Origin of the sequence: Sphingomonas abaci (assembly GCF_014199625.1) — a bacterium.
In the GTDB taxonomy this organism is placed as follows: domain Bacteria; phylum Pseudomonadota; class Alphaproteobacteria; order Sphingomonadales; family Sphingomonadaceae; genus Sphingomonas; species Sphingomonas abaci.
In genome coordinates this window covers 270,377-282,245 of the sequence record NZ_JACHNY010000006.1, presented here as the reverse complement: position 1 = coordinate 282,245, position 11,869 = coordinate 270,377, and the positions used below count along the sequence as shown (strand labels likewise).

General features: G+C 68.8%; 11 protein-coding genes. 7 read left to right on the top strand and 4 right to left on the bottom strand.

What is annotated here, in order from left to right; genetic code table 11:
• Window positions 1-355: 355 nt before the first annotated feature.
• On the top strand, window positions 356-1,009 hold the full coding sequence (locus GGQ96_RS15260; protein ID WP_184116262.1) for an outer membrane protein: 654 nt from the start codon (window positions 356-358) through the stop codon (window positions 1,007-1,009).
• Between the two features lie 197 nt (window positions 1,010-1,206).
• Window positions 1,207-1,857, top strand: coding sequence for a GntR family transcriptional regulator (locus tag GGQ96_RS15255; protein WP_184116261.1), 651 nt, complete (start codon window positions 1,207-1,209; stop codon window positions 1,855-1,857).
• Window positions 1,858-1,870: 13 nt separating this feature from the next.
• Here GGQ96_RS15255 and GGQ96_RS15250 read toward each other — a convergent pair whose 3' ends face one another.
• Complete coding sequence (locus GGQ96_RS15250) at window positions 1,871-2,722, bottom strand: MBL fold metallo-hydrolase (RefSeq protein WP_184116260.1); 852 nt, start codon at window positions 2,720-2,722, stop codon at window positions 1,871-1,873.
• A gap of 163 nt (window positions 2,723-2,885) precedes the next feature.
• On the opposite strand from GGQ96_RS15250, the gene GGQ96_RS15245 reads away from it, so the two are divergent.
• From GGQ96_RS15245 to GGQ96_RS15230, 4 genes are all read left to right on the top strand, one after another.
• Window positions 2,886-3,332: a MarR family winged helix-turn-helix transcriptional regulator gene (locus tag GGQ96_RS15245; protein ID WP_343059083.1), complete on the top strand. Its 447-nt coding sequence runs from the start codon at window positions 2,886-2,888 to the stop codon at window positions 3,330-3,332.
• A gap of 91 nt (window positions 3,333-3,423) precedes the next feature.
• Window positions 3,424-4,875 carry an MFS transporter gene (locus GGQ96_RS15240; RefSeq protein WP_184116258.1) on the top strand — a complete coding sequence of 484 codons (1,452 nt, stop codon included), beginning with the start codon at window positions 3,424-3,426 and terminating at the stop codon, window positions 4,873-4,875.
• 346 nt (window positions 4,876-5,221) lie between these two features.
• Window positions 5,222-6,475 (top strand): arsenic transporter, encoded by a 1,254-nt coding sequence (locus tag GGQ96_RS15235; protein ID WP_184116256.1) that lies wholly within the window; start codon window positions 5,222-5,224, stop codon window positions 6,473-6,475.
• A 37-nt stretch (window positions 6,476-6,512) separates the two neighbouring features.
• Complete coding sequence (locus GGQ96_RS15230; protein ID WP_184116255.1) at window positions 6,513-7,769, top strand: MFS transporter; 1,257 nt, start codon at window positions 6,513-6,515, stop codon at window positions 7,767-7,769.
• A gap of 7 nt (window positions 7,770-7,776) precedes the next feature.
• Here the strand turns inward: GGQ96_RS15230 and GGQ96_RS15225 are convergent, their stop codons facing one another.
• From GGQ96_RS15225 to serS, 3 genes are read right to left on the bottom strand one after another with little or no spacing between them, the layout of a single operon-like run.
• Window positions 7,777-8,898: a M23 family metallopeptidase gene (locus GGQ96_RS15225; protein WP_184116253.1), complete on the bottom strand. Its 1,122-nt coding sequence runs from the start codon at window positions 8,896-8,898 to the stop codon at window positions 7,777-7,779.
• A gap of 10 nt (window positions 8,899-8,908) precedes the next feature.
• Window positions 8,909-9,673 (bottom strand): 5'/3'-nucleotidase SurE, encoded by a 765-nt coding sequence (gene surE, locus GGQ96_RS15220; RefSeq protein WP_184116251.1) that lies wholly within the window; start codon window positions 9,671-9,673, stop codon window positions 8,909-8,911.
• Entirely contained in the window at window positions 9,673-10,953 is a 1,281-nt protein-coding gene (gene serS, locus GGQ96_RS15215; RefSeq protein WP_184116249.1) for a serine--tRNA ligase, read from the bottom strand. The genes surE and serS overlap by 1 nt, the downstream gene beginning before the upstream one ends.
• 92 nt (window positions 10,954-11,045) lie before the next feature.
• On the opposite strand from serS, the gene GGQ96_RS15210 reads away from it, so the two are divergent.
• A complete protein-coding gene (locus GGQ96_RS15210; protein WP_184116247.1) occupies window positions 11,046-11,561 on the top strand; it encodes a host attachment family protein in 516 nt (171 codons plus the stop codon).
• Window positions 11,562-11,869: the final 308 nt, after the last annotated feature.

Here is an 11,869-nt window from a genome sequence, read left to right as displayed (position 1 = left end):
TCTGTGCCGGCCTCCTGACCCGGCTCAAAGCCTGAATCACAAAACTGCGCCAGTGTGAATCCCCAACGATTCAAAAGGACCGGAAACCGCTCTAGTTCCGGCATGACGCGGATGTCATAAAGTTGTTCGAGAGGCTTTATCGTCATCCGGTCCTCATCGTCGCTCCGCAGCGCCCTGCGCCATGATCTTGCCGCAAATCATTCACTCGCCATAAAGAGGACGAGGTAGGGCCTTTTATTGTTGCCGTCCTGCAACACTTGCCGACGTTTATCTGAGGTTCATGCAGCGTCTTGCGATCTCGGCCATTGAGCTCCGCGAGGCCGACAGCGGGCCTCGAGGAATATGGAGTTCTATTATGCGTAAGCGTCTTGCCGTGGTCTGTGTCGCCGGCGTTCTCGTGGCTGCCCCGGCGTTCGCTCAGGAGGTCAATCCGACCTTCACGGGTCCGCGCGTCGAAGCGACGCTGGGTTGGGATCATGTCAATGCGGGCAGCAACGCGCAGGGCACCGGTCGCTCGCACCGCAACATCGACGGGCTCGTCTATGGTGGCGGCATCGGCTACGACATCGCAACCGCGGGCGGCGTGGTTCTGGGCGCGGAGGGCGAGATCACCGGTTCGACCGCGAAGAGCGATCGCTACGACTATACCCAGGACTTCGGCTATGGCCGGGTGAAGGCGGGCCGTGACCTGTATGCGGGCGTCCGCGTCGGTATCCTCGCCTCGCCGACGACGCTGGTCTACGTGAAGGGCGGCTACACCAATGCCAAGCTGAACGTGCTCGCCGGCAATACCGACACGACCACCGACACCAGCTTCAAGCTCGACGGCTGGCGCGTGGGTGCCGGCGCGGAACATGCGCTGAGCAGCAACAGCTATGCCAAGGTCGAGTATCGTTACTCGAACTATGGCCGCGGCCGCGTCAATTATTCGGATGGCGGCACCAGCGGTGCATTCGACGTCGATACGGATCGTCATCAGGTGGTGGCGAGCTACGGCTTCCGCTTCTGATCCGAGGCCGGCGGGGCAGGGCGGTCCGCCGCCTGCCCTGCCGGCGCGATCGTATACGGTAAGTCGATGCTATCGCTACCAAAAATCCGATATTCGGATTGATTGCACGGCATCATTCTGAAAAGGTTCCGCGGCGATGTGTCGCGGGACGGCGCTCTCCGGCCTGCCGTCCCCATCGTCTTCGGAGTAGCCTTTTGATGTCCAGTATCGTCGTGCGCACCCTGTCCGAGCGGGTGTTCGAGATCGTCCGCGAGCAGATCGTGACCGGACGGCTGGCGACGGACCTGCCGATCCGGCAGGATGCGCTGGCGGCGCAGCTTGGCGTCAGCAAGATTCCGTTGCGCGAGGCGCTGGGGCGGTTGGAGCAGGAGGGCCTGCTCGTCAGCCAGGCCAATCGCGGCTATTTCATTCATCCCATGTCGGCCGACCAGGCGGACGAGATCTACGCCATGCGTCTGGCGATCGAGCCGGCCGCCGCCGCCCATGCCGCACTGGTCGCCGACGATGCCGACCGCGCCGAGGCGGAGGCGGCGCTCGACCGGCTCGACCGGGCCTTCGGGTCGGACCTGGGCGAGATGGCGGTGCGAAACCGCGACTTCCACACAGCAATGGTGCGACCCGGCAAACGACCGCTCACCACGCAAATGGTCGAGCGCCTGTCGATCCTGGCCGAACGCTATGTCATCGCCCACCTCCAGCCCGCCGGGCGCGAGTCGCGCGCGCATCAGGAACATCGCGCGTTGCTCGACCTATGGCTGGCGCGCGATGCGGCGGGTCTGGAGGCGATGCTGGCCCAGCATATCGCCGCGACCCTGACCGACCTCCGCCAGCAATTCGCCGCCGCCTGACCGCCCCGCCCCGTCAGAGCGGATCGCCCGCCTGGCAGCGCTCCAGCTCGACCGGATCATGGGTGCAGGTGACCGTCACCTCGCCGCGTCGCTCGACCGACAGACGGCGCAGCCGGTCCTGGTTGCGCAGCCGCTGCGTGGCATCCACCTCCATCAGCCGCTGATAGGCGCGCAGGCCGGGCGTGCAGCGACGCCGCGCCTGGCGCATCTCGCCCCGGTAAAAATAGGCGTCGCCCGCATGGAGCAGCCAGCCATCGGCCTGCCGGATCGCCACCCCGGCATGGCCCCAGGTGTGACCCGGCAGCGGCACCATCAGGATCTCGGGCGGCAAGCCGTCCAGGTCGCGCACCGCGTCGAAGCCGAACCAGGCCTCGCCGCGCGCGCCGTACCGCCGCCACGCGCCGACGTCGTCCAGTTGCCGCGTGCGCCAGCGGTTCCGCGCGACGATGCCACGGCGCGGACCGGTGGCGTCGTCATATTCGCGCTGCATGACATGGACGGTCGCATTGGGAAAATCCTCCAGGCCGCCGGCATGATCAAAATCGAGGTGCGTGGCGATGATGTGGCGGACGTCGCCGGCCCGGTAGCCGAGCGCCTCCACCTGGCGGATCGCCGTCTCCTGCTCGCGCAGGCGGATGTTGAGCATCAGTCGCCAGGGCAGCGAGATGCGCGGGTCGGGATGGCGGTGCGGATGCGCCACGTCGCGCAGGCCATAGCCGGTATCCACCAGCACCAGTCCGTGCGCGGGCGTCTCGATCAGCAGGCAGTGGCAGACGATGCGCCCGAGCGGCCCGGCGCTGCGCCCGTCGAACAGCGCGCCGCCCAGCGGGCAGTCGGTGCCGCAATTCAGGTGGTGGATATGCACGCCCAGCTCCTTGCGATCCTGCGCATCGAACGTCCGCCGGCTGTCCTCGTGTCCGCTCAAACTCGCTGAGCGGGATTAGCAAGTTGGGGCAAAGCCCTTGCCGCTCGCCGACATAGCGACGCTTGCCGCGCATTGCTTAGGCCCCTATCTTTCATCGATGACCGTGAGGCGATCAGCCAGGGAGCGGCGGCTCGCGGCCGGACTGGTGCCGGTGGCGCGAGCGTACCGGCTGCATCTCGACCGCGAATTGGCGGGCCTGTCGCTATCGCATTCGAGCGCGCTGGCGGTGATGCTGCTCGGCCGGATGGCGGACGGCGTGCGCCAGGGCGAACTGGCCGAGCGGCTGGGTGTGGAGGGGCCAACCTTGGTGCCGCTCGTCGATCGAATCGCGCGGGCCGGACTGATCGAGCGGCGGGGCGATCCGGCGGATCGCCGGGCCAAGACGCTGCATCTGACGCCGGCCGGGCGCGACTTGGCGGAGCGGGCCGAGGAACGATCGGCCGCGGTGCGCGCTCGGCTGTTCGCCGGGATCGACGATGCAGCGCTCGACGCCGCGATCCAGGTGATCGAGCGGCTGCAGTCGGCGCTCGACGCGGTGGAGCGGCCATGAGCGACCACCAACCGACCGAGGAGTCCAGGCCCTGAACCTGATCGACCATCTGCGCCCGCGCCGTCGCGGCATAGCCTCCGTCCATGCCGAGATGCGCGACGGCATCGTACCCGCCGCCAACGGCGTCGCGCAGACGCCCGAACAGGACCCGGTCGAGCCGCCAAGCCGTAATTACCGCACCGTGGCGCTGATCATCGCCTGCGCGATGTTCATGGAAAATCTGGACGCCACCGTGCTGGCGACGGCGCTGCCGACCATGGCGCGCGATTTCGGCGTGCGCGCACCGGAGATGAGCATCGCGCTCACCTCCTATCTGCTGGCGCTGGCGGTGTTCATTCCGGCTTCGGGCACGATGGCGGACCGGTTCGGCGCGAAGCGGGTGTTCCGCCTGGCGATCGTGCTGTTCATGTGTGGATCGCTCGCCTGCGGCCTGTCGCCGACGCTGCCGATGATGGCGGCGGCGCGCTTCCTCCAGGGGATCGGCGGGGCGATGATGATGCCGGTCGGGCGGCTGGTGCTGCTGCGATCGGTGGCCAAGCGCGACATGGTGTCGGCCATGTCCTGGCTGATCATGCCGGCCCTGATCGGGCCGATCGTCGGGCCGCCGGTGGGCGGCTTCATCGTCACCTACCTCGACTGGCGCTGGATCTTCTGGCTCAACCTGCCGATCGGCGTGCTGGGCGTGATCCTGGTCGGCCGCTTCATCGCCGATGTGCGCGAAACCGAGGCGCATCCGTTTGATCCGATGGGCTTCGTCCTGTCGGGCATCGCGCTCGGCTGCCTCCTGTTCGGGTTCGAGATGGCGAGCCGATCGGGCGGCGGCACGGTGGCCGCGCCGCTGGTCGCGATCGGGCTGGTCGCGGGCGCCTTCTACCTGCGTCACGCCCGCCACGCCGCGCACCCCATCCTCGACCTGTCGCTGCTCCGCGTGCCGACCTTCCGCCTGTCGGTGATGGGCGGGTCGCTGACGCGCATCACCCAGGGGGCGCAACCCTTCCTCCTGCCGCTGATGATGCAGATTGGCTTCGGCATGAGCGCGGCGCAGAGCGGATTGATCACGGTGGCGACCGCGATCGGATCGTTCGGGATGAAGGGCGTGGCGCGCCGGATCCTGCGGCGCTTCGGCTTCCGGTCCAGCCTGATCGTGATCGGCATATCCTCGGCATGCAGCTACGCGTTGTGCGGGCTGTTCCGGCCGGGCTGGCCGGTCGCTGGGATGTTCGCGGTGCTGGTGGTGTCCGGCTTTCTCATGTCCTTCCAGTTCACCGCCTACAACACCATCGCCTATGACGAGATCGACAAACGGCGGATGAGCGTGGCGACGAGCTTCTACGCCACCTTCCAGCAATTGATGCTGTCGCTGGGCATCTGCATCGCGGCACTGGTGCTGCATCTGTCGATGCTGGCGCGTGGCCATACGCGGCCGGCCTTTCCCGATTTCACCACCGCCTTCTTCGTGGTGACGGCGATCTCGCTGTTCGCCTTCTTCGTCAATCGCCGGTTCGCGCCCGACGCGGGTGCGGAGATGAGTGGTCGCGGCTGAACGGATAGTATAGTCAGTAATAGTGACGTACTTCCGGATCGCGTGAACAAGAATCGTCGATGTTCCCGCGACATGACGGATTCTTCATTTAAATGAGGGGAGCCATGTCGCCAGCATCGGGTTCTGCACGGACCCGATGGGACGACTGTGCCGATGCTCCTGCCTGCTTGCTGTAACCGCTGCATCGCCTGGCCCCTTTCTGGGTGCCGGCATTGGCTTGGCGCGCCCGGTCGGGCAAGGAGCCGGCGATCGGTGCCATCGCCCGGTCGACCCGAACGGAGGACTCCGCCATTCCTGCCTCTCGCTTTCCCCATGTTCGATCCCCGCTGCCAGGCGTGGCCGTCGCATGATCCTGGCGACCGGTGCGACCTGGGGCATCTGTGCTTTGTCGACAGCGGGGGTGATCGCGCGTCCGTTCCGCTGGCCGGAGGCGATCTGGGCGGTGGCGGGGGCGGGGGCGCTGCTGCTGCTCGGCCTGATGCCGCCAGCCGCCGCGCTTCATGCGGTGGGCGAGGGGATGGACGTCTATCTCTTCCTGATCGGCATGATGCTGCTGAGCGAGACCGCCCGGCAACAGGGGCTGTTCGACTGGGTGGCGGCGACGGCGGCGATCCATGCGCGCGGTTCGACGCCGCGCCTGTTCCTGTTGGTCTATGCGACCGGCATCGTCACCACCAGCTTCCTGTCCAACGACGCGACCGCGGTGGTGCTGACGCCCGCCGTCTATGCCGCCGCGCGCAAGGCCAGGGCCGACCCGCTGCCGCTGCTGTTCGCCTGCGCGCTGATCGCCAACGCCGCCAGCTTCGTGCTGCCCATCTCCAACCCGGCGAACCTGGTGCTCTATGGCGGCCATATGCCGGCGCTCGGCGCCTGGTTCGGCTCGTTCGCCCTGCCGTCGGTGGCGGCGATCGGGGTGACGTTCCTGGCGTTGCGCTGGACGGAGCGGTCGCGGATCGCGGGCACCTGCACTTCGGATGTCGAGCGGGCGCCGCTGACCGGCGGCGGACGAGCGGCGCTGGCGGGAATCGTGGGCACGGCCGTGCTGCTGCTGCTGGTGTCGGCGGTCGACCGGCCGCTCGGCTTGCCGACGGCGCTGGCGGGCGTGGCGACGACCTTGGCGGTGGCGCTGCTCGCGCGCCGCTCGCCGGTCGGCGTGGTGCGCGACGTGTCGTGGAGCGTGCTGCCGCTGGTCGCCGGTCTGTTCGTGCTGGTCGAGGCGCTCGACCGGACCGGGGTGATCGGCATGATCGCCGCCGCCCTGCGCGATGCCGCGACCTCCGACCCCCAGCGAGCGGCGGTCACCTCGGGCACGATCCTCGCCTTCGGGTCGAACCTGGTCAACAACCTGCCCGCCGGGCTGATCGCCAGCACGGCGGTGGCGCAGGCGCATCCGCCGCGACTGGTCGTCGACATGCTGCTGATTGCGGTCGACCTGGGGCCGAACCTGTCGATCACCGGATCACTGGCCACCATCCTGTGGCTCCAGGCGATCCGGCGCGAGGGGGAGGATGTCAACTTCCTCCGCTTTCTCAAGGTCGGTGCGGTGACGATGATCCCCGCGCTCGCCGCCGCCTTCGCCGCGCGGCTGTTGACCGGCTGACGAATATTCCATTCTCCTCCTGGCTTAAGGATCTGTGATGGCGACCGCTTCCGCAACGCTCCGTCCCGGCGGCGCGGCCCCGCATCCGGCGCCGCCGGGCCGCACGCTCGACGCCCTCAACTTTTTCCTGGCGGACGTGCGCGATGGGCTGGGGCCCTATCTCGCCATCTACCTGCTTGCGGTGCGGGGTCCCGCACATGGCTGGAACGAGGCGACGGTCGGCATGGTGCTGACCATCGCCGGGCTGGTCGGGCTGGTCGCGCAGACGCCGGCCGGCGGGCTGATCGATCGCAGCCGCAACAAGCCGCGCATCGTCATCGCCGCCGCGCTGCTGGTCACGCTCAGCAGCCTGTCGTTGCCGGTCGTATCTGGCTTCACCGCCGTCACTATCGGCCAGTCGGTCGCCGCCATCGCAGGGGCGGTGTTCGCACCCGCCATCTCCGCCATCACATTGGGGCTGGTCGGGCCCAGGATGTTCGCCAAGCGGGTCGGCCGCAACGAGGCGTTCAACCATGCCGGCAACGCCGTGTCGGCGGCGCTGGCCGGCGTGCTCGCCTGGAAGTTCGGACCAGTCGTCGTCTTCTGGCTGATGGCGGCGCTGACCGTGGCGAGCGTGTTCAGCGCGATGCGGCTGCGCAATGGGGATATCGACAACGCGGTCGCGCGCGGCCTGGACTGCGAGCCGGAGCATGGGTGCGAGGAGCCCAGCGGCTGGCGGGTCGTGCTGGAGAACCGGCCGCTCCTGATCTTCGCGGTCATTGCCTTCCTGTTCCACCTCGCCAACGCGGCGATGCTGACCTCGGTCAGCCAGCTCCTGTCGCGCACCGTCGGCAAGGACCAGGCCACCTCGCTGACCGCCGCCTGCATCGTCGCGGCGCAGGCGGTGATGGTGCCGGTCGCGATCCTGGTCGGCCGCCATGCCGAACGCTGGGGGACCAAGCCCATCTTCCTCACCGGATTCGCTTTCCTGGCCGCGCGTGGCGCGCTGTACACCGTGTCGAACGACGCCTGGTGGCTGGTCGGGGTGCAGGCGCTGGACGGCGTCGGCGCGGGCATCTTCGGCGCGTTGTTCCCGGTGGTGATCGCCGACCTGACCAAGGGGTCGGGCCGTTTCAACGTCGCGCAGGGCGCGGTGGCGACGACGCAGGGGCTGGGCGCGGCGCTGTCGGCGTCGCTGGCGGGCTGGATCATCGTCGCGGCGGGCTATACCGCCAGCTTCCTGACGCTCGCCGCGATCGCCGGGTCCGGTCTCATCCTCTATCTGGTGGCGATGCCGGAGACGAAGCGCCAATAGGCTCGGGTCAGCGGCGAAGCTGGCCTTGCGGGTCGACCGGCGTGCGGCCCTTGCGCAGTTCGAAGTGCAGCTCGGGCTGGTCGGCGAAGCCCGTATCCCCCGACAGGCCGATCACCTGGCCACGCGTCACGCTTTGCCCGCGCGTGACCAGCAGCTTGGCGGCATGGCCATAGACGCTGGTCCAGCCATCGCCATGCTTGATGATGATCAGGCCGCCCAGCGCCGCGATGCCGTCGCCGGCATAGGCGACGACGCCGGCCGAGGTGGCGCGGATCGGGGTGTTCAGCGGCACTGCGATCTTGATGCCGTCGTTGCGCTCGCCGCTGCGCCCCGGCCCGAAGCGGCGGACGACGCGGCCATCGACCGGCCAGAGGAAGCCGCCGCCCGCCAATTGCCTGGGTGGCGCGACCGGCACCGTGGCGGGCAAAGGCCGTTTCGGCCGGGCGACGGGCCTGACGGGCGCCGCGTTCTTGGCCAGCGCCGGCTCGCCGCCGGTCAGGATGTCGTCGACATCGAGCCGGAAGGCGGCGGCACGCTCGGCGGCGCGACTGCCCGGCGCGACGGCCGCCTCCGGGATCAGGATGCGCTGGCCCGCACGCAGGACATAGGGTTCCTCCAGCCCGTTGGCGGCGACGATGCGCGACCACTCGACGCCGTACGCGCGGGCGATGGCGATGCCGGTCTGCCCGGTGCGGACCAGATGATAGCGACCGGCGGGAATCGTCAGTCGCTGCCCGATGCGGACGACATAGGCGGGTGCGGCGATGCCGTTGGCGCGCGCGATCGCGTCCACGCCGGCGCCGGTCCGCTCGGCGATGCCGCGCAGCGTGTCTCCCGGCCGGACGACATAGGTGGAGGCTTCGACGCTGCGCGCATCCGCCTCGACCGGTCGTGCCTCCCACAAGGGCCGGGCGGCTGCTCCCGGCACCGCGACGCGGGTGACGGGCCGGGTCGGCGCGGTGCCCTGCGCCGCCACGGCCTCGTCATGCGGGGTGAAGTCGGTCGTCGGGGGACCGTGATCGAGCGGTGGCGGCGGCGGGGCGGGCCGGCCATAATCGGTGGGCGGCTCCATGCGCGGGATGCAGCCGCCCAGCATCAGCGCCGTCGCCGCCACCACCGCTCCCCGCATCGCCATCCTCCTACGCGTACACGGCGCGCAGCATATCGAGCGAGGACCGGTGCGTCATGTCCACCTGCAACGGCGTCACCGACACATAACCCTCCGCCGAGGCGTCCAGGTCGGTCTCGCCGGTCACGCTCAGCGGCACCCGGTCCATCGCCAGCCAGTAATAGGGAAAGCCGCGCGGATCGCTGCGTTTCTCCATCCGCGCGCGCCCGTAATCGCGCAGACCCTGTGGCACGACGCGCACGCCCCGGACCTGATCGGGGGCGACCGGCGGGAAATTGACGTTGACCATCGTCCGGGGCGACCATTGGCTGTCAAGCAGCGGCCGGAGCACCCGCTCGCCCCAGGCCTCGGCCGTGGCGAAGGATACGCGCTCGCCCGGCGCATGGTCGGGATAACGCTGGCTGAGCGCGACCGAGCGGATGCCGGCCAGCGCGCCCTCCATCGCGGCGGAGACGGTGCCGGAATAATGCACGTCCTCGCCCAGATTGGCGCCGCGATTGACGCCCGACAGGATCAGGTCGGGCTTACCGTCCTTCATTACCTCGGTCAGGGCCATCATCACCGCGTCGGTGGGCGTGCCGGTCACCGCGAAGCGCTTTTCGCCGAACCGCTTCAACCGCATCGGCCGGGTCAGCGTCAGCGAGCGGCCGGTGCCCGACTGTTCCTCGATCGGCGCGACCACCGTCACGTCGTCGGACAGGGTGGCGGCGATCGCCTCCAGCACCGTCATGCCGGGCGCATGGATGCCGTCGTCATTGGTCAGCAGGATGCGCATCAGCGGGCCGGCTCCAGCAGTTCGAGGTTGCCGATATAGGGTCGTAGGGCGGCGGGCACGACGACCGAGCCATCGGCCTGCTGATAGTTCTCGACCACGGCGACCAGGGTGCGGCCGACCGCAAGGCCGGAGCCGTTCAGCGTGTGGACGAAGCGCGGCGCCTTCTCGCCCTCCGCCCGGAAGCGCGCGTTCATCCGCCGCGCTTGGAAGTCGCCGCAGGTCGAACAGCTCGAAATCTCGCGGTAGCGCTGCTGCCCGGGCAGCCAGACCTCCAGGTCGAAGGTGCGCAGCGAGGTGAAGCCCATGTCGCCGGTGCACAGCTTCATCCGGCGATAGGGCAGGTCCAGCGCCTCAAGCACGCCCTCGGCGGCGCGGGTCATGCGCTCATGCTCCGCGTCCGACGCGTCGGGCGGGGTGATCGACACCATCTCGACCTTCTCGAATTGATGCTGGCGGATCAGCCCGCGCGTATCGCGGCCCGCCGCACCCGCTTCCGAGCGGAAACAGGCGGTGAGCGCGGCGAAGCGCAACGGCAGCTCCGCCTCGCTCAGAATCTGCTCGCGGACGATGTTGGTCAGCGACATCTCGGCGGTGGAGATCAGCCAGCGGCCGTCGGTGGTGCGGAACAGGTCCTCGGCGAATTTCGGTAATTGCCCGGTGCCGAACGCCACCTCGTCGCGCACCAGCAGCGGCGGCGCGACCTCCTCGAAGCCGAAGTCGTTGACCAGCCGGTCGAGCATGAACTGGCCGAGCGCCCGGCTGAGCCGCGCCACGGGCCCGCGCAGCAGCGTGAAGCGCGCGCCGGCGAGCGCGACGCCGGTATCGAAATCCATGCCCAGGGCCGGGCCGATCGCGTCATGTTCGCGCACCGGGAAATCGAACGTGCGCGGGGTGCCCCAACTCTTCTCCTCGACATTGCCGTCCTCGTCCGCGCCCTCGGGCACGTCTGCGGCGGGCAGGTTGGGGATGGCGGCCAGGCGCGCGTCCAGTTCGGCGGCGGTGGCGCGCTCTTCCTCCTCCAGTTGCGGCAGGCGTTCCTTGAGCGCCGCGACCTCGGCCATCAGGCCCTGCGCCCGCGCTTCGTCCTTCTGCGCCTTGGCCTGACCGATCTGCTTGGACAGGTCGTTGCGGCGGGTCTGCGCCTCCTGCGCGGCGGCGATGGTGGCGCGGCGGCGCTCGTCGAGCGCCAGCAGCTCGGCGGCGACGGGGGCGAGCGCGCGGCGCGCCAGCGCGGCGTCGAAGGCGGCGGGGTCGTCGCGGATCAGGCGGATGTCGTGCATGGCCGGGCTATGGCGGGCGCGACCGGGCCGCGCAACCCGTGCCGCCGCGCGCGCGTTACCCGACCCGATAGAAGCCGATAGAGGAGATAGCGATGCAGGTTCCCCATAATGCGTTCGTGCTGGTGGTGGATGGTCGCAAAAGCCTGTTCTTTCGCAACGAGGGCGATGCCGAACATCCGAACCTGAAGGTCGAGCATGCCGAGGAGCAGGCCAATCCGCGTGACGGCGACCAGAAGACCGACGCAGCCGGCAGCGCCCGCTCGACCCAGAGCGGCGCCGGGGCGCCGCCGATCGCGCAGGGGGGATCGAATCAGGCCGGTGGCGGCGGGCAGGGCGCCCAGTTCGCCCCGTCGCGCGGATCGTTCGAGGAAACCGATTACCATCAGCAGGAAGAGGACCGGTTCGCTGCCGAAACCGCCGAGATGCTGCGTCGCCGGGCGCTCGCCAACAAGTTCGAATCGCTGATCGTCGTCGCGCCGCCGCGGACGCTGGGCGAACTCCGCAAGCATTATCATAAGGAAGTCAGCGGCCGACTGGTCGGTGAGCTGGCCAAGGACCTGACCGGCCATCCGGTCGATCAGATCGAACAGGCGTTGCTGAACGCCTGACCTCACGGTCTCCGCACCGGTCATGACGGACCGCCGGGGCTGATTTCGCCCCGGCGGTCCGGCTGGCGTCATGATGACGTGGCCGCATGGCGCAAAGGGTTCGCGCATCCCTCCGCCCCTGCCGTTTCGATCAGGATCAATAACCTGAGAGACGCGCTTCGATCCATTGCGGAGCGATCTGTGCCAAAGCTGGCCAGGCCGAGCGGATCGAACCGGTAAAACGTGCTTTCTGCGCAACTATCCTGTCAAAACCATATCGGGGACAGTGGAACGGTTGCTTGTGACACGACCTTCACGAAGCTATAGGC